A 25926-nucleotide genomic window follows, 5' to 3' on the forward strand; every position below is an offset into this window, starting at 1 on the left:
GGGTTCTCAGCGGTGGTGCTGGTGGGGTCAGTGGTGCCGGGTGGGGACCGGGACGCGGATGAGGTCCTGGGCGACGGTGAGTTCGCCGTCGAAGCCGGCGGCGCGGGCCTGGGTCTCGAAGAGCTCCGGGTCGTTGTAGCGCTGGGAGAAGTGGGTCAGTACGAGGTGGCGGACGCCCGCCTCCTTCGCGACCCGGGCGGCCTGTCCGGCGGTCAGGTGGCCGTGGTCGACGGCCAGCTTCTCGTCCTCGTCGAGGAAGGTCGACTCGATGACGAGCATGTCGCAGCCCTCGGCGAGCGCGTACACCCCGTCGCAGAGGCGGGTGTCCATGACGAACGCGAACCGCTGCCCGCGCCGGTGCTCGGAGACCTGCTCCAGGGTGACGCCGCCGAGGGAGCCCGCGCGCTGGAGGCGGCCCACGTCGGGTCCGGCGATGCCGTGCTCCTTGAGCAGGGCGGGCAGCATGCGGCGGGTGTCGGGCTCGGTGAGGCGGTAGCCGTACGACTCGACGGGGTGCGAGAGCTTCTCGCTGTCCAGGGTGTACGCGGCGGTGGTGGCGAGGATTCCGCCGCCCCCGGCGACCGGCACCCGGTCCAGCTCGACGGTCTCGCGGTAGGCGGTGGCGTACCGCAGCCGGTCGAAGAAGTGCTGCCCGCTCGCCGGGTAGTGGGCGGTCACCGGGTGCGGCACCTGGTCGAGGTTGATGCGCTGGATCACCCCGGCGAGCCCGAGGGAGTGGTCGCCGTGGAAGTGGGTGACGCAGATCCGGTGGATGTCGTGCGCGGCGACCCCGGCCCGCAGCATCTGGCGCTGGGTGCCCTCACCGGGGTCGAAGAGGATGCCCTCGCCGTCCCAGCGCAGCAGATAGCCGTTGTGGTTGCGGTGGCGGGTGGGGACCTGGCTGGCGGTGCCGAGCACCACCAGCTCGCGTACGGACATGGGGAAACGCTCCTGCGCTGTGCTCTACGGGAAGAAGGTTTATCCGGGGGGCCACTGGAGGCCGCGGCCGCCCAGGACGTGGGCGTGCGCGTGGAAGACGGTCTGGCCCGCGCCGGAGCCGGTGTTGAAGATGGTCCGGTAGCCGGTGGAGTCGATCTTCTCGTCCGCGGCGACCGCTCCGGCCTCGGTCAGCACGTCGGCGGCGATCTGCGGTTCGGCGGCGGCGAGGGAGGCGGCGTCCGGGTAGTGGACCTTGGGGATGACCAGGACGTGGGTCGGGGCCTGCGGGTTGATGTCGCGGAAGGCGACGGTGGTCGCGCTCTCGCGGACGATGGTCGCCGGGATGTCTCCCGAGACGATCTTGCAGAACAGGCAGTCGGTCTGCGGCTCTCCCGCCATGGCGCCGGGCCTCCTCATTCGCTGATGATCAGTACGGCTCATGCTAGGGCCTGTCGTCAAATTCCCGTCGTCGCCCGAAGGGCGGCCGGACGGCAGCGGCTCAGCCCCAGCGGCCGGTGCGTCCCAGCAGCAAAGCCGTCGCGGCCGTTCCCGCCGTGGACGTACGCAGCACGCTGCGGCCGAGCCGGTAGGGGCGGGCGCCCGCCTCGGCGAAGGCGGCCAGTTCCTGCGGGGAGACGCCGCCCTCGGGGCCGACGACGAGCACGATCGAGCCCTCGGCCGGGAGTCCGGCGGTGGCGAGCGGGGTGCTGTCGTGGTCGCGGTCCTCGTGGAGGACGCCCGCGAAGTCGGCTTCGGCGAGCAGGGCCGCGACCTGCTTGGTCGTCATGGCGTCGGCCACCTCGGGGAAGCGCACCCGGCGGGACTGCTTGCCCGCCTCGCGGGCCGTGCTGCGCCACTTCGTCAGGGCCTTCGCGCCCCGGTCGCCCTTCCACTGCGTGATGCAGCGGGCGGCCTGCCAGGGGACGATCGCGTCGACGCCGGTCTCGGTCATCGTCTCGACGGCCAGCTCGCCCCGGTCGCCCTTGGGGAGCGCCTGGACGACGGTGATCCGGGGCGTGGGCCGCGGCTCCTCCTGGACGCCCGCGGGGAAGGCGACCGTCAGCCGGTCCTTGCCCTCGGCGGCGCGGACCACGCCCTCGGCCCAGTGGCCGAGTCCGTCGGTGAGGACGACGTCCTCGCCGGGCTGGAGGCGCTTGACGGAGACGGCGTGCCGTCCTTCGGGGCCGTCCAGGACGAACTCCGGCCCGGTGGGCATCCGTTCGACGACGAAGACCGGTGCGGTCACCGGGGGCTCCTCATGCTCAGGGCCGCCCGGGCGGCCTCCAGTTCGGCGGCGAGCAGCTCGATCAGCTCGCCCGCGGGCAGTTCGCGGGCCATCCGGTGGCCCTGTCCGGCCCACAGGGCCATGCCCTGGGCGTCCCCGGCCTTGGCGGCGGCCCGGCGCAGCCCGCTGGTGACGTAGTGGACCTGGGGGTAGGCGGCGGGGGCGTACGGGCCGTGTTCGCGGATGAAGCGGTTGACCAGGCCGCGGGCGGGCCGCCCGGAGAAGGCGCGGGTCAGCTCGGTGCGGACGAACAGGGGGTTGGTCAGGGCCTGCTTGTGCAGCAGGTGCGCGCCGGACTCGGGGCAGACCAGGAAGGCGGTGCCGAGCTGGGCGGCGTCCGCGCCCGCCGCGAGGACGGCGGCGATCTGGGCACCGCGCATCAGGCCGCCGGTGGCGACGACCGGGATCTGCACGGTCTCGCGGACCTGGGCGAGGAGGGAGAGCAGCCCGGTGCCGGTCTGGTCGAGCTGCGGGTCGTCGCGGTGGGTGGACTGGTGGCCGCCCGCCTCGACGCCCTGGACGCAGACGGTGTCGGCACCCGCCCACTGGGCGCTCTGGGCCTCCTCGGCGGAGGTGACCGTGACGATGGTGTGCGTCCCCGCGCGGGCGAAGGCGTCCAGGGTGTCGCGGGTGGGGCAGCCGAAGGTGAAGGACACGACCGGGACCGGATCGTCCAGCAGGATCGCGACCTTCGCCTCGTAGCCGTCGTCGCCGCTGCTGTCCGGGTCGCCGAGCGGGGTCTCGTACCAGGCGGCCTCGCCGGCGAGCTGGTGGCGGTAGACCTCGACGGCACTGGGATCGGCGAGTGCGGGCTGCGGCATGAAGAGGTTGACGCCGAACGGGCCGGCGGTGAGCCGCCGGAGCTGTTTGATCTCGTTGTACATCCCGTCCGCCGTTTTGTACCCGGCGGCCAGGAATCCGAGCCCGCCGGCCTCGGCGACGGCCGCGGCGAGCTGGGGTCCGGACGCACCGCCCGCCATGGGGGCCTGCACGATCGGATACCGGCAGAGATCGGTCAACTCGGAGGACATGTGCGCATCGTGCCACGTCCCGTGCACGGGGCCGAATCAGCCAGCCGACGGCCTGACCGGTTCTCCCGCCGAACGCCGCACCGCCCGCCGGTGGAGAACCGGCGGGCGGTGCGGTGAAAGGCCAAAAGCGGTTCAGCGGCCGTTGAACGCGTCCTTCAGACGGGAGAAGAGGCCCTGCTGACCTGGCTGGAATTGACCCAGGGGCCGTTCCTCGCCGCGCAGCTTGGCCAGCTCCCGCAGCAGCCGCTCCTGCTCGGGGTCGAGCTTGGACGGGGTGATCACCTCGACGTGGACGATCAGGTCGCCCCGGCCGCCCCCGCGCAGATGCGTGATCCCGCGCCCGTGCAGGGGCACGGACTGGCCGGACTGGGTGCCGGGCCGGATGTCGATCTCCTCCAGGCCGTCCAGCGTCTCCAGCGGGCACTTGGTGCCGAGGGCCGCGGCCGTCATGGGGATGGTGACCGTGCAGTGCAGATCGTCGCCGCGCCGCTGGAAGACGGAGTGCGGCAGCTCGTGGATCTCGACGTACAGGTCGCCGGGCGGACCGCCGCCGGGGCCGACCTCGCCCTCTCCGGCGAGCTGGATCCGGGTGCCGTTGTCGACGCCCGCGGGGATCTTGACCGTGAGCGTGCGCCGCGAGCGGATGCGGCCGTCACCGGCGCACTCCGGGCACGGGGTCGGCACGACGGTGCCGAAGCCCTGGCACTGCGGGCAGGGGCGCGAGGTCATGACCTGGCCCAGGAAGGACCGGGTGACCTGCGAGACCTCGCCGCGTCCGCGACACATGTCACAGGTCTGGGCGGAGGTGCCGGGGGCCGCGCCCTCGCCGCTGCACGTGTTGCAGACGACGGCCGTGTCGACCTGGATGTCCTTGGTGGTGCCGAAGGCCGCCTCGTTGAGGTCGATCTCCAGCCGGATCATGGCGTCCTGGCCGCGCCGGGTCCGCGAACGGGGCCCGCGCTGGGCGGCGTTGCCGAAGAAGGCGTCCATGATGTCGGAGAAGTTGCCGAAGCCGCCGGCTCCGAAACCGCCCGCACCGCCGCCGCCTCCGCCGTTCGCGGAGAGCGGGTCGCCGCCGAGGTCGTAGACCTGCTTCTTCTGCGGGTCCGAGAGCACCTCGTAGGCGGCGTTGATCTCCTTGAACCGCTCCTGGGTCTTCGGGTCCGGGTTGACATCCGGGTGCAGCTCGCGGGCGAGCCGACGGAATGCCTTCTTGATCTCGTCCTGAGATGCGTCGCGGCGCACGCCGAGTACGGCGTAGTAGTCCGTGGCCACTTACGACTCCGCCAGGATCTGTCCGACGTAACGTGCCACTGCGCGTACCGCTCCCATCGTTCCGGGGTAGTCCATGCGGGTCGGTCCGACCACGCCGAGTTTGGCGACTGCCTCGTCGCCCGAACCGTAGCCGACCGCGACGACGGACGTGGAGTTGAGCCCCTCGTGGGCGTTCTCGTGCCCGATCCGTACGGTCATGCCGGAGTCCGTGGCCTCACCGAGCAGCTTCAGCAGGACGACCTGCTCCTCCAGTGCTTCCAGCACCGGCCGGATCATCACCGGGAAGTCGTGTCCGAAGCGGGTGAGGTTGGAGGTGCCGCCGATCATCAGCCGCTCCTCCGTCTCCTCGACCAGGGTTTCGAGGAGGGTGGAAAGAACCGTGGAAACCGTCCCCCGGTCCTCGCTGTCGAAGGATTCCGGCAGCTCCTGCACCAGGCGCGGGACATCCGCGAAGCGGCGTCCGACGACCCGGCTGTTGAGCCGGGCCCGCAGATCCGCGAGCGATGTCTCACCGAACGGCGCAGGGCAGTCGATCATACGCTGTTCGACCCGGCCGGTGTCCGTGATCAGGACGAGCATCAGCCGGGCGGGGGCGAGCGAGAGCAGCTCCACGTGCCGCACCGTCGAGCGGGTCAGCGAGGGGTACTGCACGACGGCGACCTGCCGGGTGAGCTGCGCGAGCAGCCGCACCGTCCGGCCGACCACGTCGTCGAGGTCGACCGCGCCGTCGAGGAAGTTCTGGATGGCCCGGCGCTCGGGTGAGGACAGCGGCTTGACGCCCGCGAGCTTGTCGACGAAGAGGCGGTACCCCTTGTCGGTGGGGATGCGCCCCGCACTCGTGTGCGGCTGGGCGATGAATCCCTCGTCCTCCAGCACCGCCATGTCGTTGCGGACGGTGGCCGGGGAGACCCCCAGCCGGTGCCGCTCGGTCAGCGCCTTGGAGCCGACGGGCTCCTCGGTGCCGACGTAGTCCTGGACGATGGCGCGCAGCACTTCGAGTCTGCGTTCGCTCAGCATCGCGCACACCTCCAGCTGTATGTCTCCGGTCTGCGACTGGCACTCGGTGCGTACGAGTGCCAGCAATCCCGTCGTCAGTGTACGGGGGTGGGGTGGGGCCTGGGCAAGGGCGACCGGCCGCCCCACCACGGGGCCGCGCAGGTCGTTGCCGATAGCGTCCTGGTATGGACGTCGCTTGGGAAGACTTCGGGTGGGAGCGGTTGGGCAACGGTGCGGGCCGGCGGCGGCTCCCGGGCTGGGACGCCACCGTCGCGCTGGTCGCCGGTGCGGCCGGGGTGCTGCTGTACGACACGGGTTCGACGCTGCGCGAGGGCGTCGAGCTGCGGCGGCAGGCGGAGGCGCTGCTCGGCCGCAGGGTGACGCATATCGCACTGAGCCACCCCCATTTCGATCATGTGCTGGGCACGGCGGCGTTCGCGGGGGTGCGGGTGTACGGCTCGGCGGGTCTGACCGCGTTGCTGCGGGACGGGGCGCAGGGGCTGTACGGCGACGCGGTGCGCCACGGCGTCTCCGAGGACGAGGCGGCCCGGTCGGCGGACACGCTGGTGGCCCCGCGCCACGAGGTGCACGGGGAGCAGGCGCTCGATCTGGGTGGCGGCCGCCGGGTGCTGCTGGCCGATCTGGGCCCCGCCCACAGCAGCCATGACCTCGCGGTGGTGGTGCCGGGATCCGGCGGTGAGCCTCCGGTGGTGCTCTGCGGCGATCTGGTCGAGGAGTCGGGCGAGCCGCAGGCCGGCCCGGACGCGGTGCCCGCGCGCTGGCCGGCCGCGCTGGACCGGCTGCTGGAGCTGGGCGGCGAGGACGCGCTGTACGTACCGGGGCACGGGGCGGTGGTGGACGCGGCGTTCGTCCGGAAGCATCGGGCGGCGCTGGCGGAACGGTTCGCGACGGCGTGAGGGTCTTCGCGACGGCCTGGGGATCTTCCCGGCGGCGTGAGGTTCTTCACGGCGGCGCGCCGATTATCGTCGGGCCATGCGCAGCTACCAGCCGGACCTGACCCCGCCGTGGAAGCGGTCCGCCCCCGTGCCCGAGGTGCCCGCCGAACCCGATCTGGTCGTGGAGGAGGTCGCCACCGGCTTCTGCGGGGCGGTGATCCGCTGCGAGAAGACCGCCCAGGGGCCGACGGTGACCCTGGAGGACCGGTTCGGCAAGCACCGGGTGTTCCCGATGGAGCCGCGCGGCTTCCTGCTGGAGGGCAAGGTCGTCACGCTGGTGCGCCCGGGCCCCGGCGGCCCCGTGCGTCCCACGCGTACGGCCTCCGGCTCGGTGGCGGTGCCCGGTGCGCGGGCCCGGGTGGCGCGGGCCGGGCGGATCTATGTGGAGGGCCGGCACGACGCGGAGCTGGTGGAGCGGGTCTGGGGCGACGACCTGCGCATCGAGGGCGTCGTCGTGGAGTACCTGGAGGGCGTCGACGACCTTCCGGCGATCGTCGGGGAGTTCGGGCCGGGGCCGGACGCCCGGCTCGGGGTGCTGGTGGACCATCTGGTGCCCGGCTCCAAGGAGTCCCGGATCGCGGAGCGGGTGACCGGTGACCATGTGCTGGTGGTGGGGCACCCGTACATCGACGTGTGGGAGGCGGTGAAGCCGTCCTCGGTGGGGATCGACGCCTGGCCGGTGGTGCCGAGGGGCCAGGACTGGAAGACGGGAGTGTGCCGGGCGCTGGGATGGCCGGAGAACACCGGGGCGGCCTGGCAGCACATTCTGTCCAAGGTCCGGAGCTACAAGGACCTGGAACCCCAACTGCTGGGCCGGGTGGAGGAATTGATCGACTTCGTCACCCTTCCGGACTGATGTTCCCGGGCTGAGACCGCCCCGCGCCGGACGATCACGTACCGATCTCTATGAATGCCTGCGTCCCACACGCACCATCGGTTATTGAGGGTTACCGAGGGTGCGAACGGGCCGGCGATTCACGGGGGAAGGGCACAGGCGATGGCGCGCGAGGTCTGGCGGGACAGTGCGGACAACGAGGCGGCCTCGGCCGTCTTCCACCTGATGCAGCAGCTGATCGACCGGTACCGGGTCAACCGCCCGGTGATGCCGCTCGTGGTGGCGCAGGCGGCGGACGCCGGGGCCGGGCCGGAGATCGACGCGCGGGTGGAGCAGCTGGTGCATCAGGTGCACCGGGCCAATGAGTTGCGCCGGGTGCCGGTGCGGCTGCTGGACGGTGCGGGGGCGACCCCGTACGAGGCGGCGCTCGACATGGTGCGCACGCTCTCCGAGAAGCCGTGGGAGACCCGGGAGAACACCCAGTACAAGAACTTCTCCTTTCCGCGCTCCCGGCTGCTCGGGGCGATCGAGCAGGCCACGGCGACGGTGGTAGAGCAGTCCGACGGGAACACCTCCGAGGTCCGCGAGGAAAGGATCCTGGAGCAGCTGAGCCGGTTGCGCTGGCGGTCGGGCCGGCCGCGCGGGGGCACCAGGTGGGACGCGATGCGGCAGTCGGTGCGGCCCGAGACGTTCGTCGGGGCGCTGTTCATCGCGCTGCTCAGCGTGTTGCTCGGGGAGATCGACTGGCTGCTGACGGCCCTGGTGGCGACGGCCGCGCTGATCGGGCTCGCCGTGGTGGGCGTGGCGAGCCGGGCCGCGCCGCCGCTGCTGTGGCTGCGCCGGGCCAGTCGCTGGTTCGCCACCACCTCCTCGCTGGCCGCCTCCAGCACGGGCTATCCGTCGGACGGCTGGTCGTGGTTCTCGCCGAGCGGTTCGTGGCGGGTGATCCGGGCGCGGGCGGCGGCGGTCGCGGAGCGGGTGGCGGACGCGGGGGCGGGCGACCAGCACGCGCGCCAGTTCCATCTGGAGCTGCGGGTGCAGGCGCTGCTGGAGGATCTGCGGCACAACTACCGCCCGCACTCGCTGGACTGGCGGCGCAGCAAGCGCACGGTCCCGCCGGTGGTGTTCCTGCCCCGGGCCACGCAGGACAACGGCGGCATCCTGCTGATCAACGCGATCAACAACGTACGGTCGCGGCGCAGTGAGGTCGATCCGCTGCTGCTGCTCGCCTCGCTGCCGGCCTCCGAGATCATGCGGCACACCCCGCCGCTGCCGCCGGAGCGCCCGGGTCCGGGGACACCGACCGGTTCGTCCGGGGCGCGGGCCCGTTACGAGCGCTGGGTGGACGATCTGAGCCTCGGCCAGTCGCCGGTGGCGGCGGCGACCCTGGCGTGGGTGCTGCTGCTGCCGCTGTCCACGGAGAAGCTGACCCATGAACACGCGCACGCCCAGCTCGTCACCCACCGGGTGCGGCGGACCTGGGCGTGGTGGGTGATGTCGCGGGCGACGATCGCCGTGGCCGTCGTGGGCTCGCTGCTGGGGGCGTTCCTGTGGGCGGGGCACTGGCGGGACACCTACTGCCACGGGCCGCTGACCGACCGGAACACGGACGCGATCTGGCAGGGGCCGGACGGCGACCGGGAGTGCGTCGGCGTGGCGACCGCGCCCGAGGTGCTCTTCGCGAAGGGCAACGACCTGGAGCTGAACGGGGCGGGCAAGGGCATCACGTTCGAGCGGATCGAGCAGGCGATCCGCGAGGAGAACGACGACATCGAGGAGGGCGACGCGTATGTGACGGTCGTGTACGCCGGTCCGCTCACCGCCACGGGCAAGGACCCGGAGGCGACCCGCAAGGGGCTGGAGGAGCTGACCGGGGTCTACCTCCAGCAGCGGGCGGTCAACAAGACGGTGCGCCGGTCGGTGAAGCTGCGGGTGCTGACGGCCAACGGCGGTGAGGACATGCTGCGGCAGCTCACCGCCGTACGGAAGATCATCGAGGTGGCCCGGCGGGATCCGACGGTGGTGGGGGTGGTCGGTCTCGGCCGCAACACCCAGGAGAGCGAGCGGGCGACGAAGCTGCTCCGGGAGGCCGGGCTGCCGCTGGTGAACACGACGAACTCCAGCAGCGACCTGCCCCGTGAGTACCCGAACTACTTCGGTCTCGCGGCGACGGACGAGGAGCAGACACACGCGCTGGGTCTGGTGGCCCGGCAGATCGCGAAGGGCCTCGACCGTCCGCACGCGATCGTGCTCTCGCGCGAGGACAGCAACGGGGACCTGGACCGGTACACGGCCGAGCAGCGGGACGCGGGCCGCAAGATGCTCCAGGACGCGGGTTTCGGACCGGGGAAGGACGTGACGTACGACCTGGCGGGCGGGGCGAGCCTGAACACTCCCCTGACGACCATCTGCCGGGCGGAGCGGGTCCCCGACGCGCTGTACTTCGCGGGGCGGGTCGAGGACGTACCGACGCTGATGCGGGGTCTGTCGGAGACCACCGGGTGCTCGGACCGGCGGATGACGGTGTTCACCGGCGACGATCTGACGAAGGGGACATTCGACGACTCCACGTCCATCGCGGCCAACGTCACCCTGTACCACTCCTCGCTGGCCCCGCTGGACCGGGGGAAGAACCTCGGCTTCTACGGGGACGCGTACCGCACGCTGCGGCGGCTGCACCCGGAGGGCGAGGTGACCGCGCTGGTCTCGGGGCGTCCGGCGTACGAGGACGATCTGTTCGCGAGCGGGCAGACGGTGATCTCCTACAGCGCCACGGCCGCCCTGTACGACGCGGCGGCGCGCGGCGACAGGCGGCGGAGCGCGGCGGAGACGTGGGCGACGCTGCACACGGTGGACCTGAACAACATGCCGACGGGGACGATCTCGTTCAACCGGGCGCGGTCCTCGGTCTCGGACAATGTGCACGGCCTGAACATCGTCAAGGTGGTCCGGCCGGGGCCGAGCGCGGAGCGGACGTTGGTGTGCGGCAAGCCGGCCGGGGTGGCCCCGCCGCTGACGGCGAGGGACTGCAAGCCGTGAGGGCGGGGCTCCGGGGCCGCCTCAGTCGACCAGGTCGCGGACGACGGCGTCGGCGAGGAGCCGCCCGCGCAGGGTGAGGACCGCGCGGCCCTCGGCGTACGGCTCCGGCTCCAGCAGCCCGTCGGCCAGGGCGCGCCGGGAGGCGGCGAGGCCGTCGGGTTTGAGCAGGTCCAGCGGGCAGCCCTCGCGCAGCCGCAGCTCCAGCAGGATGCGCTCGACCCGCCGGTCCTCCTCGGCGAGGATCTCGCGGCCCGCGCCGGGCGAGCGGCCCTCGGCGAGCGCCTGGGCGTACGCGCCGGGGTGCTTCACGTTCCACCAGCGCACGCCGCCGACGTGGCTGTGGGCGCCGGGGCCCGCGCCCCACCAGTCGGCGCCGCGCCAGTACAGCTCGTTGTGCAGGCAGCGGCCGGCTTCGGTGGTGGCCCAGTTGGAGACCTCGTACCAGTGGAACCCGGCGGCGGCGAAGGTCTCGTCCGCGATGAGGTAGCGGTCGGCGTGGGCGTCGTCGTCGGTCATGGGGATCTCGCCGCGCCGGATGCGGCGGGCGAGCTGGGTGCCCTCCTCGACGATCAGGGCGTACGCCGACACATGGTCGGGGCCCGCGCCGATCGCGGCGTCCAGGGTGGCCCGCCAGTCGTCGTCGGACTCGCCGGGGGTGCCGTAGATCAGGTCGAGGTTGACGTGGTCGAAGCCCGCAGCGCGGGCCTCGGCGACGCATGCCTCGGGGCGGCCGGGGGTGTGCGTGCGGTCGAGGATCTTCAGGACGTGCTGCTTGGCGCTCTGCATCCCGAAGGAGACCCGGTTGAAGCCGCCCTCGCGCAGGGCTTCGAGGTAGGCCGGGTCGACGGACTCGGGGTTGGCCTCGGTGGTGATCTCCGCGTCGTCCGCGAGCCCGAACTCGTCGCGGATCGCGGCGAGCATCCGGACGAGGTCGGCGGCGGGCAGCAGGGTCGGGGTCCCGCCGCCGACGAAGACCGTACGGACCGGGCGCGGGTCGTCGCCGAGGATCTTGCGGGCCTGGCGGACCTCCTCGATCAGGTGGACGGCGTAGTTGTCGCGGGAGGCCAGTGCCCCGCCGGAGCCGCGCAGCTCGGTGGCGGTGTAGGTGTTGAAGTCGCAGTAGCCGCAGCGGGTGGCGCAGTACGGAACGTGCAGGTAGAAGCCGAGCGGGCGGTCGGCTGCGCCTTCCAGGGCATGGCGGGGCAGCGCCCCGTCGTCGGGCACGGGCTCACCATCGGGCAGTACGGAAGGCATACGGACCATTGTCGCTCGCCGCGGGAGCTTCACGGACCGGGCGGACTCAGGGCCGGTCCGGGCGGACTCGGGGCCCGGTCCCGGCGGACTCGGGACCCGTCGGTCCGCCCGGTCCGCGTCGGTCCGCCCGGTCCGCGTCGGTCCGCCCGGTCCCGCGTCGGTCCGCCCGGTCCGCGTCAGTCCGCGTGCAGGACCAGCAGGGCCACGTCGTCGTCCGGGGGCTGCTCGGCGAACGCGTGGACCGCGCGCCGGATCTTCTCGGCGGTGGCCTCGGCGGGCAGCCCGGCGCACCCGGCGAGCACCCGGGCCAGCCCGTCCCCGTCGTCGAACATGAGCGGGCCCGACCGCCGCTCGGTCACCCCGTCGGTGACGCAGAGCAGGGTGTCGCCGGGCGCGAGGTCGAAGACCTGGCTCTCGTACGCCACGTCCTCCACGACACCCAGCAGCACCTGGGGCTCGGCGGCCGGGCGTACGGAGCCGTCGGGGCGCAGCAGCAGGGGCAGCGGGTGCCCGGCGCTGGCCACCGTGCAGCGGACCCCGCCGTCGGGGAGCGGCACGACCTCTCCGTACAGCAGGGAGAGGAACCGCGACTGGGTGCCGTCGTGGAGCTGCTGGCCCCCGGCGGCGGCGACCATCAGGGCGGCGGCCTCGGCGGCCTCCATGGCGTCGTCGAGGAGCAGCCGGTTCAGCCGGTCCAGGACCTCTCCGACGCCGAAGCCCTCCCGGGAGAGGAGCCGGAGCCAGGGGCGGGCGAGGCCGGTGACGACGGCGGCCTCGGGACCGGAGCCCTGGACGTCGCCGAGGACGAAGCACCAGCGGTCGCCGGGGCACGGGAAGATGTCGTAGAAGTCACCGCCGACCACGCCGTCGTCGCTCGGTTCGTAGACGAGGGAGCTGGTGACGCCGGGGATGTCCGCGACCTTGCTGGGAAGCAGGCCGCGCTGGAGGATCCGGCTGATGGTGGCCTGCCGGGTGTAGGCGCGGGCGGCGCCGACGGCGAGGCCGAGGCGGCGGACGAAGTCCTCGATCAGCGAGGCGACGGTCTCGGGCACCCGGGTGACGCCCTCGCGGCCGACGAGGACGGTCCCGAGCGCCCGGCCGCCCGCGGTGATCCGGAACGCGAGCGCGGCCCCGTCCCGGCCGCCGGGGTGCGGGGACGATGCTCCCCCGGGGCTCCCGGCCTCCCCGGGGCTCCCGGCCAACACGGGCTCCCCGTGCTTCCCGGGCTCCCCGTGTTTCCCGGGCTCCCCGTGCTTCCCGGGGCCCCCGTGCTCCCCGGGCCTCACGGCCTGATCGGCCGGGTGGCCGGGGCGTACGGGCGGCCAGGGCACGGCGACGGGCCCGGAGCCTGCCCCGGCGGGCAGGGAGAGCGGGGCCCGTTCCAGGGCGGTGCGCAGGGGCTCGGTGCCGGTCTCGTCGCTGTGCCAGACCCGGGCCAGCCGGGGTTCGGCGGCCGGTCCGCCGCCCTCGGTCTCCAGCCAGATCGCGCACCAGTCCGCGAGCCGGGGCACCAGCAGCTGACCCGCTATGGCGGCCACCAGGTCCTCGTCGAGCTGCCCGGCGAGGAGGTCGGACGCCTCGGCGAGGAAGGCGGGTGCGCCCCGGCTGTCCCAGACCGCGTCGTCGCGCTCGGTGCGCCGGGCGGCGGGGGCGAGGATCTCGGCGGCGCGCAGGCCGCGGCGGAGGGCCTCCCCGTCGGGCGGGGCCGGCGGGGCGCTCCAGTCGTCGACGGGGAGGCGGGCCCAGACGGTCTTGAGGCCGGTGCGGTAGGTGATGCCCCAGGAGTCGGCGAGGGTGGCGACGAGCTGGAGGCCGCGCCCGTATTCGGCGGGGTCCGGCAGCTCCCCCGCGACCGGCGCGTCCGGTTCCGGCCCGGGCTCCGGTTCGTCGCCGCTGACCGGGCGGGCCGGGTGGTGATCGGTGACCTCCAGGACGAGGGCGGCGGACGGCTCGTCACCGCCCCCCTCCTCCAGCCTGAGGACCAGGTCGACGGTGGTGCCCGCATGCACGACGGCGTTGGTGACCAGCTCGTTGGTGACGGTCACCGCGTCGTCGGCCAGCCGGTCGCTGAAGCCCACGGCGGCGGGCACCCCGAGCCCGGCCCACTCGGCGAGCGCGGCCCGCACGAACCGCCGGGCGGCGGAGGGGGCGAGCGGTATCCCGGGCAGGCTGGTGCGACTGGCCGGACGCGGGCCGCGCGCGCCCCCGGCACGGGTGGTGCCGGGACGCTGCACGGTGTCCCGCTGCAAGGGAACGGGCGCCACGGGGCGGCTCCTACGGTCGGACGACACCGACAGAGTGACAGACCGGCCGCACCCGTAAGCACCGAGTTACGGAAGTGAGCAGAAAATCGGGCAGATTCGAACGCGCGGGACGGGTTGCGACAGGCACGCGCCGGAAGTCCCGGCCGTGTTCAGCGGAGCCGCAGCACGCCGGGGGCCTCGTCCTCGAAGATCTCGACCAGCCGGTCGAAGACGGTCGGCCCCTCGCCGTCGCGCGCCGCGGCAAGTTCCTCGGCAACGGAGGGGCGGTTCGCCGGGTGACAGCGGCTCAGCCGAATCTCCAGGTGCCGGACGGTTTCCGCATACCCGAGCGCACGCGCGGACTCGACGTGGTCGTGCCAATCGACGGCGAAGTCATCGTCCTCCGGCGTACCGAATCCGCCGCGCAGACAGTCGGCGAAACTGTCGAGGCCCCGGCCGAAGTAGCCCCCGGGCCCGTTGACGGCCTCGCCCATGACCAGCCAGAAGTCTTCGAGCGTACGGATGCGTCGACCGTCCACCACGTAGATCGTCGTCATGGCGTCAGGCTAGGCCCTGGCCCACGGCCGGTCGGCGCGTTCCGTCCGAGCCGGGCGCCGGGCTCAGCCGCTGTCGGAGGACGGAGCCGCCATCGCACGCCGCCTGCGGTACACCACCACTCCGCCCACCGCGAGCAGGAGGGCCACCACGCCGGCCACCCCGAGGGCCGTCTGCTCGGCGAAGAGCCGCCCCAGCCCCTTGAGGACGCCGAAGCCGGCGGTCGCGTAGATCAGCGCCCAGGCGGCTCCGCCCACGAACAGGGCCGGGAGGTAGCGCGACAGGGGCATACGCATGCTGCCCGCGAGGAAGTTGGCGGCGGTCTGGAACCCGACCGTCAGGAAGGAGACGGCCACCACCGGCGCGCCCCACCGCTGGATCGCCCGCTCGGCGCGCCGGAACTTCGCCGAGGAGGTCCGCGCGGCGAACCTGCTGCGCCGGGCGCCGGCTCCGGCGAGCCACCCGACGGCGAAGGTCCCGCCGGCCCGCAACAGGACGATGACGTACAGGGCTCCGGCCGCGAGCGCGATCTTATCCACGACGCCTCACCCCGGGCGCACGCCGGGCCCGAGCCCGGTCACCGTCTCTCACCTGCGCCCCGCCTCTGCCTGTTCCGTCCGCCGGGTGCCACACCAGGCAAGGCCAGCCTAACCGGACGGGCACAGGGCGGTCACCGGCCCCTGACCGTCGCCCGGAAGGAGATACCTACCCATCGGTCGGAATTCATCGCGGGATGAGTGTACGTTCGTACGCTCTGGAGCTAGGGTCATCCGCATGACCGTCGACACCGAGACACGGCCTCTCCCCGCCGCACGCCACGCGCGGGCCGCCGTAGCCGTCCTGTTCTTCACGAACGGGGCCCTGTTCGCCAATCTGCTGCCGAGGTATCCGCAGATCAAGGAGGATCTGGCGATCGGCAACGGCGCCTACGGTCTCGCGGTCGCCGCGTTCCCGGCCGGGGCCATCACGGCCGGTCTCGCGGCGGGGCTGCTCATCCGCCGCATGGGCTCGGCGCGGGTCGCGGTTCTCGGGACCCTGCTGACGGGTGCGGGGATCCTGGCCGCCGGTCTGGCCCCGTCGGTCGCCCTGTTCGCGACCGCCCTGTTCCTGGCCGGAGCCATGGACGCGCTGACGGACGTGGCGCAGAACGCGCACGGGCTTCGGGTGCAGCGGCTCTACGGGCGGTCCATCCTCAACTCCTTCCACGCGGTCTGGTCCATCGGCGCGGTCACCGGTGGGCTGATGGCGGCGGGGGCGATGGCGCTGGGCCTGTCCCTCGGGGTCCACCTCGCGGTCTCGGCCGTCGTCCTCGTCGCCACCGCCGGGGCCGCGCTGCGCTTCTGTCTCCCGGGGCCGGACAACGAGCCGGAGGAGACCGGCCCGGAAGGGACGAGCGCGGAGAAGACCGGCCCGGAAGGACTCGCCGCAGCGGGGGCGCGCGGCACTTCGCGCGTCGGGGTGGTGCTGGCAGCCCTCGTCCTGATCGCCACGGCCGGGACGCTCGTGGAGGACGCGGGAAGCTCCTGGGCCGCCCTCTATCTGAGCGACGCCCTGGACGCCTCCGCGGCTCTCGCCGCCTGGGGGTTCATCGCTCTGGTGGGCGCCCAGTTCATCGGACGCGTCATCGGGGACCGCCTCGTCGACCGTTTCGGCCAGCGTGCCGTGGCCCGGGCCGGCGGTCTGATCACCGCAGCGGGTATGGGTCTCGCCCTGGCCGTGCCGACGCTGCCCGGCACGGTCCTGGGCTTCGCCCTGGCCGGTTTCGGGGTGGCGACCCTCGTACCCGCGGCGATGCACGAGGCCGACGCGTTGCCCGGCCTCAAGCCCGGCTCGGGCCTGACGATCGTCTCCTGGCTCATGCGCCTGGGCTTCCTGCTGTCGCCGCCGATCGTCGGCCAGGTCGCCGACGCGGCCGGTCTGCGCACCGGTCTGCTGGTGATCCCCGCCGCCGGAGTGCTGGTGGTGGTGCTCGCCGGGGTCCTGAGGGCCCGCCAGGACTGAGACGACGACGGGCGGCAGGCGTCGGCGGCGGGCTGCGGGCGGCGGCGGGCTGCGGGCGGCGGCGGGCTGCGGCAGGCGGCGGCGGGCGGCGGGCGGCGGCCCGTGGTTGCGGGCGGCGGCCCGTGGTTGCGCTCCGGGCCCGGAGCGCAGGAGAACGAGCGCGTCCACGACAAACGGGCGGGGAGCCCGGGCCCCTGAGGGTCCGCACTCCCCGCCGTCCCCGTCCGGGGCCGAGCCCCCGGACGGGTTCACGCGCGCAGCCGCTGAGCCTCGCGCGAGCCTGCGTACATCAGGCCTCTCGCGAGCCCGCGTACATCTCGTCGATGAGCCCCCGGTACTCGCGCTCGACGACCGGCCGCTTCAGCTTCAGGCTGGGGGTCAGCTCGCCGTGCTCGACGTCCAGGTCGCGCGGCAGGAGGCGGAACTTCTTGATGGTCTGCCAGCGCTGCAGGCCCTCGTTGAGGCGCGTGACGTACCCGTCGATCAGCTCGACGGTCTGCGGGGCGGCGACCACCTCCGCGTACGACTTGCCCTCCAGGCCGTTCTCAGCGGCCCAGCCGAGGATGGTGGGTTCGTCGAGGGCGATGAGCGCGGTGCAGAAGTTACGGTCCGCGCCGTGCACCAGGATGTTGGAGACGAACGGGCAGACCGCCTTGAACTGGCCCTCGACCTCCGCCGGAGCGACGTACTTGCCGCCCGATGTCTTGATCAGGTCCTTCTTGCGGTCGGTGATGCGCAGGTAGCCGTCGGCCGACAGCTCGCCGATGTCCCCGGTGTGGAACCAGCCGTCCGACTCCAGGACCTCGTCGGTCTTGTCGGAAAGCTTGTGGTAGCCCTGCATGATGCCGGGGCCGCGCAGCAGGATCTCGCCGTCGTCCGCGATGCGCACCTCGGTGCCGGGGAGCGGCTTGCCGACGGTGCCGGTGCGGTAGGCCTCGCCCGGGTTGACGAAGGAGGCGGCACTGCTCTCGGTGAGGCCGTAGCCCTCCAGGATGTGCACCCCGGCACCCGCGAAGAAGTAGCCGATGTCCGGGGCGAGGGCGGCGGAACCGGAGACGCAGGCGCGCAGCCGGCCGCCGAAGGCCTCACGGATCTTGGAGTAGACGAGCGCGTCGGCGACCTTGTGCTTGGCGCCGAGCGCGAAGGGGACGGACGCCTTGCCGGTGCGCCGGAAGTTGTCCTGGGAGACCTTGGCGTACTCGCGGGCCACCCCCGCCGCCCACTGGAAGATCTTGTACTTGGCGCCACCGCCCGCACGGGCCTTGGAGGCGACCCCGTTGTAGACCTTCTCGAAGATCCGGGGGACGGCGGCCATGTAGGTCGGCTGGACGACCGGCAGATTCTCGATGATCTTGTCGATGCGGCCGTCGATCGCGGTGACGTGTCCGACCTCGATCTGGCCCGAGGTGAGGACCTTGCCGAAGACGTGGGCGAGCGGCAGCCAGAGGTACTGCACGTCGTCGGCGGTGATCAGGCCGGTCGAGACGGTGGCCTTGGCCATGTACGACCAGTTGTCGTGCGGCAGCCGTACGCCCTTGGGCCGGCCGGTGGTGCCGGAGGTGTAGATGAGGGTGGCGAGCTGGTCGGCGGTGATGGCGGCGACCCGCTCGGTGACCGCGTCCGGGGTCTTGGCGAGCAGTTCGTTGCCCCGGGCCTCCAGCTCCGCGAGGGTGATGATCCACCCCTCGGGGTCGCCCTCGGCGGGCTCGACGCCGGCCGGGTCGATGACGACGACATGGGCGAGGTCGGGCAGCTCGGTACGGCGCTCACGAGCCTTGGCCAGCTGCTCGGCGTCCTCCGCGATGAGGATCCGGCTCTCGGAGTCGGCCAGGATGAACGCGGACTCCTCGGCGTTCGTGGAGGGGTAGATCGTCGTGGTCGCGGCGCCCGCGCACATCACCCCGAGGTCGATGAGGATCCACTCCACCCGGGTGGCCGAGGAGAGGGCGACCCGCTCCTCCGGCTGCACGCCGAGCGCGATCAGCCCGGCGGCGATCCCGTAGACCCGCTCCGAGGCCTGGGCCCAGCTCAGCGACTTCCAGTCGTCGGGACCCTCGCCCGAGGCCGACGGCACCGGATAGCGGTACGCCTCCCCGTCCGGGGTCGCCGCCACGCGGTCGATGAAGAGGGACGCCACGGAGGGCGGCCGATTATCGATCAAGGTCTGTGTGTCGCTCACGACGTCCTCCGGGCCTGCGGCATTGCTACGACCGGCTTCTTTGATACTGCGACTACTGCTGCTGTCCTGCTGCGCAACCTGCTTGTTCGACTTGTTTAACTGGCGAGTAACCAACGATGCGTGATCAGAGTAGAGCGCACGCGCGCCCCACGTAAGAGGCAACGGGCCGCCGCTTTCATAACGAAAGGGCCCTCACGCCGCACGGTACTGCGGGGTGAGGGCCCTTCGCGCCGTTCGGCGGACGGGGGCCGGGGGCCGGGTGGGAGGAGGGCTACTTCTTGCCCTTCCCCTCCCCCGCGGACTCGTCGGTCGACAGGACGGAGATGAAGGCGTCCTGCGGCACCTCCACGTTGCCGACCATCTTCATCCGCTTCTTGCCTTCCTTCTGCTTCTCCAGCAGCTTCCGCTTACGGGAGATGTCGCCGCCGTAGCACTTGGCGAGGACGTCCTTGCGGATGGCGCGGACGGTCTCACGGGCGATGACCCGGGCGCCGATGGCCGCCTGGATCGGCACTTCGAAGTTCTGCCGGGGGATGAGCTTCTGCAGTTTGGCGACGAGCCGTACGCCGTACGCGTACGCCTTGTCCTTGTGCGTGACCGCGGAGAACGCGTCCACCTTGTCGCCGTGCAGCAGGATGTCGACCTTGACGAGGTTGGCCGTCTGCTCGCCGGTGGGCTCGTAGTCGAGGGAGGCGTAACCCCGGGTCTTGGACTTCAGCTGGTCGAAGAAGTCGAAGACGATCTCCGCGAGCGGCAGGGTGTAGCGGATCTCGACCCGGTCCTCGGAGAGGTAGTCCATGCCGAGCAGGGTGCCGCGCCGGCCCTGGCACAGCTCCATGATCGCGCCGATGAACTCGCTCGGGGCCAGCACCGTGGCGCGGACGACCGGCTCGTGCACCTTGTCGATCTTGCCCTCGGGGAACTCGCTCGGGTTGGTGACGATGTGCTCGGTGCCGTCCTCCATCTCGACGCGGTAGACCACGTTGGGGGCGGTGGCGATCAGGTCGAGCCCGAACTCGCGCTCCAGCCGCTCGCGGACCACGTCCAGGTGGAGCAGGCCGAGGAAGCCGACGCGGAAGCCGAAGCCGAGCGCGGCGGAGGTCTCCGGCTCGTAGACCAGGGCGGCGTCGTTCAGCTGGAGCTTGTCCAGCGCCTCGCGCAGGTCCGGGTAGTCCGAGCCGTCCAGCGGGTAGAGCCCGGAGAACACCATCGGCTTGGGGTCCTTGTAGCCGCCCAGCGGCTCGGTCGCCCCGTTGCTCAGGGAGGTGATCGTGTCACCGACCTTGGACTGCCGGACGTCCTTCACTCCCGTGATGATGTAGCCGACCTCGCCCACGCCGATGCCGTCGGCCGGGGTCATCTCCGGGGAGGACACCCCGATCTCCAGCAGCTCGTGGGTGGCGCCGGTCGACATCATCCGGATGCGCTCGCGCTTGTTGAGCTGGCCGTCGACGACACGGACGTAGGTGACGACACCGCGGTACGAGTCGTAGACCGAGTCGAAGATCATCGCGCGGGCGGGGGCGTCCGCGACACCGACCGGGGCCGGTACGTCGCGCACGACCCGGTCGAGCAGCGCGTCCACGCCGACGCCGGTCTTGGCGGAGACCTTGAGCACGTCCTCGGGCTGGCAGCCGATGAGGTTGGCCAGCTCCTCGGAGAACTTCTCCGGCTGGGCGGCCGGGAGGTCGATCTTGTTCAGCACCGGGACGATGGTGAGGTCGTTCTCCATCGCGAGATAGAGGTTGGCCAGCGTCTGGGCCTCGATGCCCTGCGCGGCGTCGACCAGCAGGATCGTGCCCTCGCAGGCGGCGAGCGAACGGGAGACCTCGTAGGTGAAGTCCACGTGGCCCGGGGTGTCGATCATGTTGAGGACATGGGTCAGCCCCTTGTCCTCACCCTCGGTGGGCGCCCAGGGCAGCCGGACCGCCTGGGACTTGATGGTGATGCCGCGCTCGCGCTCGATGTCCATCCGGTCGAGGTACTGAGCACGCATCTGCCGCTGGTCGACCACCCCGGTCAGCTGGAGCATCCGGTCGGCAAGGGTCGACTTGCCGTGGTCGATGTGCGCGATGATGCAGAAATTGCGGATCAGCGCCGGGTCGGTACGGCTCGGCTCGGGCACGTTGGAAGGAGTCGCGGGCACGCAGGGTCCTGATTCTTGAGACGCCGAACGCCGTGTCTCGGGTCGATGTCGGGTCGGTCGGATCGTCGGTCGGATCGATACGTAGGCTCCATCGTCCCACGCCTGCGGGGCAGCGACCGGTTTGGGCCGGTCGGAGAGTGACTGCTACCGTGGACAGCTGTGCCTCGTGTGCTCTCACGAGCGGCGGGGCTCACAAAGAAGATCCAACGAACCTGAAAAGGCTCTTTCGTGGCGAACATCAAGTCCCAGATCAAGCGGAACAAGACCAACGAGAAGGCGCGCCTGCGCAACAAGGCCGTCAAGTCGTCGCTCAAGACCGCGATCCGCAAGGCCCGCGAGGCCGCCGCTGCCGGTGACGTCGAGAAGGCCACCACGGCCGCTCGCGACGCCTCCCGTCAGCTCGACAAGGCTGTCTCGAAGGGTGTCATCCACAAGAACGCCGCCGCCAACAAGAAGTCGGCGCTGGCGTCCAAGGTTGCCGCCCTGTCGGCCTGAGCTTCTTCCCGAAGCTCACTGATGTGATCGCCGGGACGGACCAGCGGGCCCTCTCTCCCGCCCCTGACCGGCACCCCGCGCCGCACACCGAACCTGCGTTCGCCACGCGGGTGCGGCGCACCAAAGCGTGACCGGCAGCCCCGGTCGCTGATCTCCCCAGGTCAGCGGCCGGGGCTGCCGTGCGTACGAGGACTGCCACCCCGTTCGGCCCGTTCGGCTCGCCCGGGGGCGCCTCCGGCCGTCGGGGGCCGTTCGGCGGCCGTCGCCCGGCCGTTCGGCGGCACCCCGGCCCGTCCGGGGACCACCATCCAGCCCGTCCGGCGGCACCCCGGCCTGTCCGGGGGCACCTCCGGCCCGTCCGGGGCCACCATCCAGCCCGTCCCGCGACCCCCCGGCCCGTCCGGCGCTTGGGGGCGGACCCGGTGATCCCATGGGGCCTCGCACCCCGCGGCCGCCCCACCAACGGACCGCCCGCCCCGCCCCGCCCCGAGAGGGGCTACCGTCCGGCCCGCGCGGCCCGGGCGACCACGACGACGGCCTTCTCCAGGGCATACTCCGGGTCGTCCCCCCCGCCCTTCACTCCCGCGTCCGCCGCCGCCACGGCCCGCAGGGCCACCGCGACCCCGTCCGGCGTCCATCCCCGCATCTGCTGCCGCACCCGGTCGATCTTCCACGGCGGCATCCCCAGCTCCCGGGCGAGATCGGCGGGCCGCCCGCCCCGCGCGGAGGACAGCTTCCCGATCGCCCGCACCCCCTGCGCCAGCGCACTGGTGATCAGGACGGGCGGAACCCCGGTCGACAACGACCACCGCAGCGCCTCCAGCGCCTCCGCCGCCCGCCCCTCGACCGCCCGGTCGGCGACGGTGAACGAGGACGCCTCGGCCCGCCCGGTGTAATAGCGCCCGACGACCGCCTCGTCGATCGTGCCCTCGACATCCGCGATCAGCTGGGACACCGCACTGGCCAGCTCCCGCAGATCGCTGCCGATGGAGTCGACCAGCGCCTGGCACGCCTCCGGCGTCGCGGACCGCCCGTGGGTACGGAACTCCGCCCGCACGAAGGAGAGCCGCTCGGCCGGCTTGGTCGTCTTCGGGCAGGCGACCTCCCGCGCCCCGGCCTTGCGCGCCGCGTCCAGCAGCCCCTTGCCCTTGGCCCCGCCCGCGTGCAGCAGGACGAGCGTGATCTCCTCGACCGTGGCACCGAGATACGCCTTGACGTCCTTGACCGTGTCGGCCGAGAGGTCCTGCGCGTTGCGCACGATCACGACCTTGCGCTCGGCGAAGAGCGAAGGGCTGGTGAGCTCGGCGAGCGTGCCGGGCTGCAACTGGTCGGGCGTCAAATCGCGTACGTCGGTGTCGGCGTCGGCAGCACGCGCGGCCGCCACCACCTGCTGCACCGCACGGTCCAGGAGGAGGTCCTCCTGGCCAACGGCGAGGGTGACGGGGGCGAGCGGATCGTCGGTGGAATTCTTCCTGGTGGCCATCGCGATCCAGCATCCCACGCCCCGCTGACAGCCGAGGACGGCCCAGGGCCCAGGGCACGGGCCACCGCTCCCGTACCGGAGAATGTCCGGGTGAGCGATGTGAGACATGTGCTGGTGCTGCCCGACCGCGACGCCGCCGAGGAGGTGGCCGAGGAGCTGGCGGACCGCTTCGGGGTCGCCGAGGAGCCCCAGCTCGTACGGGACGCGCTGGCCGGTGAGGACGACGCCGAGGACGCCCAGTGGCTGGTGGTCGTGGAGGACGCGGCGGGGCAGCTGGACCCGGCGGCGCTCGACGAGTTCGCCGCCGGGTACGACGGCTGGCTGGAGAAGCCGTAACGGTCCGGGGACCCCGCCGGGGCCCGCTCAGCCCCGGGGAACGATCTGGATGTCCAGGTCGATGCTGATGCTGGGACCCACCACCGCGATCCCGCGAGCGAGCATGGTCTGCCAGGTGAGGGTGAAGTCCTCGCGGTGCAGTTCGGTGGTGGCCCGGCAGGCGGCGCGCGTCTCGCCCTCCAGGCCGTTGCCGAGACCGAGGTACTGGGTGTCCAGGGTCACGGTACGGCTGACGCCGTGCAGGGTCAGCGCACCGGTGACACCCCAGCGGTTTCCGCCCCGGTGGACGAAGCGCTCGCTGTAGAACTCCAGCGTCGGGTAGCGGCCGACGTCGAGGAAGTCGCCGGAGCGCAGGTGGTCGTCGCGCATCTGCACATTGGTGTCGATCGACGCCGCATCGATGATCACGTGCATGGCCGAGTCCTCCATGCGGTCGGCGATCCGGACGGCCCCGGCGAAGGTGTTGAACCTGCCGTGGATACGGGCCAGCCCGATGTGCCGGGCGGTGAAGCCGATCTGCGAGTGGTTCGGCTCGATGTCCCAGTCGCCGGGGTCGGGCAGCTGCGGGGGCTGCGTCACCTGGAGCGTCACATCACCCAGGGTGGCGTGCGCCCCCTCGGTCACCGTCGCCGCCCCGTGGAACGGGGTGAACCCCTCGGCCTTGACCGCCAGCCGGTAGTCCCCGGCCGGGACCGTGGCGAGAAGGCTCCCGAAGGGGTCCGTCTCCCCGGCGGTCACCTTGCGGCCGACGCTGTCGGTCACGACGAACTCGGCCTGCCGCACCGGTTCGTTGACCGGGTCCAGCACCCGGCAGCTGAGGACGCCCGCGGTACGCGGTACCTGGACCCCGGCGAGGGCCCCACCGCGCCCACCCGCCTGGCCTCTGTTTCCGAGCCAACGGCCGAACATCTTCTACCTACCCCCAGGGGAGCTTCGCACTTCGGGGCCCTGACAGCTGGACGTCATTGTCGGATCAGCGGCCCGCCGACGAGCATGCATTCGATCACTGATGCGGCGTTCGAGGCAAACCGGGCAGGTCGGAGGATCTTGTGCAGTTATGCGCATATCTGCTACGCGGTGCAATGCTTCTCCGGGTCATCGGCAGGGCCTGACCTGTCAGGCGCGTCCACGCCCACCCCCGCTGAGGCGACACCCGCGCGATGGAGACGGAGGGGCCCCGGCGCCTCCCTGCGCCGGGAGCACCACCCCGCTGCCTCAGGCTCCGCCACCGACCGCCATCGACCGGCCGAAGTGCGTCCACGGGGCCTTGGACAGCCCGACGTCCTCCGCCGAGAAAGCGGTCGCGTACGAGGTGCCGACGCCGTCGGCGGTACCGCCCAGGACCCACACGGCTCCGTTGCTCGTGTCCTCCATCGGAGCCCCGACGGCCAGGTCGGCGCGGGCGTCGCCGTTGGTGTCGGCCAGGTGTACGGCCGCACCGAATCGGTCGTACGGCTCGTTCGCGCCCGGCACGCCCGCGGTGCCCTGGTGCACGGCCTGGGAACCGGCACCGGTGAGTCCGTCGGCCGAACCGCGCAGGACGATGACCCCACCGGCGTTGGGAACCGAGCCGATGGTCTCGAACTCGACACCCACAGCGGCGTCGGCGAAGCCGTCACCGTCGATGTCGCCCACGGACACCTCCTCGCCGAAGGAGTCCTCGGGCTCGGTGCCTCCGGGAACGCCGGGGCTGTCCTGGGTGAGCGTCCTGCGCCCGGAGACGCCGAGCCCCGCCGCGGTGCCCGCGTAGGCGGTGACCGAGTTCTCGTCACGGGACCCGACGATCAGGTCGTCCCTGCCGTCGGCGTCGAAGTCACCCGTGGCAGCGGTGTGCGCCTCGTCCGGCAGGACCGTGGGGTCGCCGAGCGCCCCGTCGTAGACGAGCGACGCGCCGTCGTAGCTGCCGTCCTCGTCGTAACGGCCCCCCACGACGAGATCGTCCCTGCCGTCGCCGTCGAAGTCACCCGCCGCCAGGTCGCGGTAGTAGTCCGAGCTCTCCGGAGCGATCGCGGTCGCCAGTCGGCGGCGCTCCGCGGCCCCGTCCCTGGTGATGGCTCCGAAGATCCACACGTCGTTGCCGCTGGTGCCGATGGCGAGTTCGGGATGACCGTCGCCGTCGAAGTCACCGACGACGAGTCGGTCGCCGAAGCGGTCGTGCTGGGTGGGAGCCGGGTCAGGGAGGTTGGTGCCTCCGACGATCCCCGATCTCGATCCCCACAGGACCGTGACGGCACCGCCCGCAACGTCGCCGCCCACCTTCTCGTCCGGCGTGCCGGCGACGATGTCGCTGTAGCCGTCACCGTCCAGGTCTCCCGTGGCCAGCGCCGAACCGAACTCGTCGTTCTCCTCCAGTGCGCCGGGGACACCGGGAGAACCCTGCGAGACGATCTGGGTCCGGCCGGCCGAGACCCCGGCGGACGAACCGGTGTTGACGACGATCGCACCAGCCCCGAGAACGCCGGACACTGCGGCTTCGGAGGCGGTGATCAGGTCACCGTAGCCGTCACCGTTCACGTCGCTCTGACCCCGGAGAGGGGCCGTAGGCGCATGGGGCATCGCGTGAGCGGGGGTCGCGGCGAGCAGACCGGCCGCAAGGGCGGCAGCAAGGAGAGGGGCAAAGCGGTACGAGTGGCGCATGGACTCTTCTCTATCGATGCGGTAGCCGGAAGGACCTGACGGGCGGTGGCGAGGAGCCGGAACCGCGACACCTCGCCGACCTCTACAGGTAGGACTCGCCGTCACCTCGAATGGTTGTGCGAAATCCCCTCTGCTGAAACGGAGTTGAGCGGTCGCGGGGGCCACACGACCTGACAGGCCCTAGGTGTATTGATCACGAGCGTTGTTAACGCTGTCCGGGCTTGATCATGGCGAAGACCTC

Annotated in this window: 21 protein-coding genes; 6 read left to right on the forward strand and 15 right to left on the reverse strand. The window is 72.1% G+C overall.

Annotated features, from left to right (window positions below):
* Positions 1-27 precede the first annotated feature (27 nt).
* The 6 genes from IE145_RS24210 to hrcA all read right to left on the reverse strand — a co-directional run bounded on the left by IE145_RS24210 (position 28) and on the right by hrcA (position 5547).
* Complete coding sequence (locus IE145_RS24210) at positions 28-939, reverse strand: ribonuclease Z (RefSeq protein WP_189527551.1); 912 nt, start codon at positions 937-939, stop codon at positions 28-30.
* A 39-nt stretch (positions 940-978) separates the two neighbouring features.
* Positions 979-1338 carry a histidine triad nucleotide-binding protein gene (locus tag IE145_RS24215; RefSeq protein ID WP_189527552.1) on the reverse strand — a complete coding sequence of 120 codons (360 nt, stop codon included), beginning with the start codon at positions 1336-1338 and terminating at the stop codon, positions 979-981.
* Positions 1339-1438: 100 nt separating this feature from the next.
* Positions 1439-2185, reverse strand: a complete 747-nt coding sequence (locus IE145_RS24220; RefSeq protein WP_189527553.1) for a 16S rRNA (uracil(1498)-N(3))-methyltransferase — start codon at positions 2183-2185, stop codon at positions 1439-1441.
* A complete protein-coding gene (locus IE145_RS24225) occupies positions 2182-3255 on the reverse strand; it encodes a nitronate monooxygenase (RefSeq protein ID WP_189527554.1) in 1074 nt (357 codons plus the stop codon). The genes IE145_RS24220 and IE145_RS24225 overlap by 4 nt, the downstream gene beginning before the upstream one ends.
* A 132-nt stretch (positions 3256-3387) precedes the next feature.
* Complete coding sequence (gene dnaJ / locus IE145_RS24230) at positions 3388-4530, reverse strand: molecular chaperone DnaJ (RefSeq protein ID WP_006124339.1); 1143 nt, start codon at positions 4528-4530, stop codon at positions 3388-3390.
* Positions 4531-5547, reverse strand: coding sequence for a heat-inducible transcriptional repressor HrcA (gene hrcA / locus IE145_RS24235; RefSeq protein WP_010064157.1), 1017 nt, complete (start codon positions 5545-5547; stop codon positions 4531-4533).
* A 164-nt stretch (positions 5548-5711) separates the two neighbouring features.
* Between hrcA and IE145_RS24240 the strand changes: the two genes are divergently transcribed.
* From IE145_RS24240 to IE145_RS24250, 3 genes are all read left to right on the forward strand, one after another.
* Positions 5712-6443, forward strand: a complete 732-nt coding sequence (locus IE145_RS24240; protein ID WP_189527555.1) for an MBL fold metallo-hydrolase — start codon at positions 5712-5714, stop codon at positions 6441-6443.
* A gap of 76 nt (positions 6444-6519) precedes the next feature.
* On the forward strand, positions 6520-7338 hold the full coding sequence (locus tag IE145_RS24245; RefSeq protein ID WP_189527556.1) for a DUF3097 domain-containing protein: 819 nt from the start codon (positions 6520-6522) through the stop codon (positions 7336-7338).
* Between the two features lie 141 nt (positions 7339-7479).
* Positions 7480-10356 (forward strand): ABC transporter substrate-binding protein, encoded by a 2877-nt coding sequence (locus IE145_RS24250; RefSeq protein ID WP_189527557.1) that lies wholly within the window; start codon positions 7480-7482, stop codon positions 10354-10356.
* Positions 10357-10377: 21 nt separating this feature from the next.
* Here the strand turns inward: IE145_RS24250 and hemW are convergent, their stop codons facing one another.
* The 4 genes from hemW to IE145_RS24270 form a co-directional block, all read right to left on the reverse strand.
* Positions 10378-11610: a radical SAM family heme chaperone HemW gene (gene hemW, locus IE145_RS24255; protein ID WP_373296628.1), complete on the reverse strand. Its 1233-nt coding sequence runs from the start codon at positions 11608-11610 to the stop codon at positions 10378-10380.
* 176 nt (positions 11611-11786) lie between these two features.
* Positions 11787-13874 carry a SpoIIE family protein phosphatase gene (locus IE145_RS24260; RefSeq protein ID WP_189527559.1) on the reverse strand — a complete coding sequence of 696 codons (2088 nt, stop codon included), beginning with the start codon at positions 13872-13874 and terminating at the stop codon, positions 11787-11789.
* Positions 13875-14023: 149 nt separating this feature from the next.
* Positions 14024-14410 carry a barstar family protein gene (locus tag IE145_RS24265; RefSeq protein WP_189527560.1) on the reverse strand — a complete coding sequence of 129 codons (387 nt, stop codon included), beginning with the start codon at positions 14408-14410 and terminating at the stop codon, positions 14024-14026.
* A gap of 63 nt (positions 14411-14473) precedes the next feature.
* Positions 14474-14947, reverse strand: coding sequence for a DedA family protein (locus IE145_RS24270; protein ID WP_189527561.1), 474 nt, complete (start codon positions 14945-14947; stop codon positions 14474-14476).
* 235 nt (positions 14948-15182) lie between these two features.
* Here IE145_RS24270 and IE145_RS24275 point away from each other — a divergent pair, with 235 nt between their 5' ends.
* Positions 15183-16409: an MFS transporter gene (locus tag IE145_RS24275; protein ID WP_189527562.1), complete on the forward strand. Its 1227-nt coding sequence runs from the start codon at positions 15183-15185 to the stop codon at positions 16407-16409.
* Between the two features lie 289 nt (positions 16410-16698).
* Here the strand turns inward: IE145_RS24275 and IE145_RS24280 are convergent, their stop codons facing one another.
* Entirely contained in the window at positions 16699-18588 is a 1890-nt protein-coding gene (locus tag IE145_RS24280; RefSeq protein ID WP_189527563.1) for an AMP-dependent synthetase/ligase, read from the reverse strand.
* Between the two features lie 271 nt (positions 18589-18859).
* Complete coding sequence (gene lepA / locus IE145_RS24285) at positions 18860-20734, reverse strand: translation elongation factor 4 (protein WP_065485616.1); 1875 nt, start codon at positions 20732-20734, stop codon at positions 18860-18862.
* A 228-nt stretch (positions 20735-20962) separates the two neighbouring features.
* On the opposite strand from lepA, the gene rpsT reads away from it, so the two are divergent.
* Positions 20963-21229, forward strand: coding sequence for a 30S ribosomal protein S20 (rpsT, locus tag IE145_RS24290; RefSeq protein ID WP_006124350.1), 267 nt, complete (start codon positions 20963-20965; stop codon positions 21227-21229).
* Positions 21230-21725: 496 nt separating this feature from the next.
* Here rpsT and holA read toward each other — a convergent pair whose 3' ends face one another.
* A complete protein-coding gene (gene holA, locus IE145_RS24295) occupies positions 21726-22712 on the reverse strand; it encodes a DNA polymerase III subunit delta (RefSeq protein ID WP_189527564.1) in 987 nt (328 codons plus the stop codon).
* Between the two features lie 90 nt (positions 22713-22802).
* On the opposite strand from holA, the gene IE145_RS24300 reads away from it, so the two are divergent.
* Positions 22803-23048 carry a hypothetical protein gene (locus IE145_RS24300; protein ID WP_189527565.1) on the forward strand — a complete coding sequence of 82 codons (246 nt, stop codon included), beginning with the start codon at positions 22803-22805 and terminating at the stop codon, positions 23046-23048.
* A gap of 27 nt (positions 23049-23075) precedes the next feature.
* On the opposite strand, the gene IE145_RS24305 is transcribed toward IE145_RS24300, so the two are convergent.
* Both IE145_RS24305 and IE145_RS24310 read right to left on the reverse strand, forming a co-directional pair.
* A complete protein-coding gene (locus IE145_RS24305) occupies positions 23076-23957 on the reverse strand; it encodes a YceI family protein (RefSeq protein ID WP_189527566.1) in 882 nt (293 codons plus the stop codon).
* A 306-nt stretch (positions 23958-24263) separates the two neighbouring features.
* Positions 24264-25562 carry an FG-GAP-like repeat-containing protein gene (locus IE145_RS24310; protein ID WP_229825783.1) on the reverse strand — a complete coding sequence of 433 codons (1299 nt, stop codon included), beginning with the start codon at positions 25560-25562 and terminating at the stop codon, positions 24264-24266.
* Between the last annotated feature and the right edge of the window lie 364 nt (positions 25563-25926).

This window comes from Streptomyces sindenensis, from assembly GCF_014649035.1.
In the GTDB taxonomy this organism is placed as follows: domain Bacteria; phylum Actinomycetota; class Actinomycetes; order Streptomycetales; family Streptomycetaceae; genus Streptomyces; species Streptomyces sindenensis.

Coding starts and splice junctions, on each gene's coding strand:
- IE145_RS24265 (WP_189527560.1), bottom strand. CDS start 14,410: ATGACGACGATCTACGTGGTGGACGGTCGACGCATCCGTACGCTCGAA.
- holA (WP_189527564.1), bottom strand. CDS start 22,712: ATGGCCACCAGGAAGAATTCCACCGACGATCCGCTCGCCCCCGTCACC.
- IE145_RS24275 (WP_189527562.1), top strand. CDS start 15,183: ATGACCGTCGACACCGAGACACGGCCTCTCCCCGCCGCACGCCACGCG.
- IE145_RS24245 (WP_189527556.1), top strand. CDS start 6,520: ATGCGCAGCTACCAGCCGGACCTGACCCCGCCGTGGAAGCGGTCCGCC.
- IE145_RS24240 (WP_189527555.1), top strand. CDS start 5,712: ATGGACGTCGCTTGGGAAGACTTCGGGTGGGAGCGGTTGGGCAACGGT.
- IE145_RS24210 (WP_189527551.1), bottom strand. CDS start 939: ATGTCCGTACGCGAGCTGGTGGTGCTCGGCACCGCCAGCCAGGTCCCC.
- IE145_RS24250 (WP_189527557.1), top strand. CDS start 7,480: ATGGCGCGCGAGGTCTGGCGGGACAGTGCGGACAACGAGGCGGCCTCG.
- hemW (WP_373296628.1), bottom strand. CDS start 11,610: ATGCCTTCCGTACTGCCCGATGGTGAGCCCGTGCCCGACGACGGGGCG.
- IE145_RS24215 (WP_189527552.1), bottom strand. CDS start 1,338: ATGGCGGGAGAGCCGCAGACCGACTGCCTGTTCTGCAAGATCGTCTCG.
- hrcA (WP_010064157.1), bottom strand. CDS start 5,547: ATGCTGAGCGAACGCAGACTCGAAGTGCTGCGCGCCATCGTCCAGGAC.
- IE145_RS24305 (WP_189527566.1), bottom strand. CDS start 23,957: ATGTTCGGCCGTTGGCTCGGAAACAGAGGCCAGGCGGGTGGGCGCGGT.
- IE145_RS24225 (WP_189527554.1), bottom strand. CDS start 3,255: ATGTCCTCCGAGTTGACCGATCTCTGCCGGTATCCGATCGTGCAGGCC.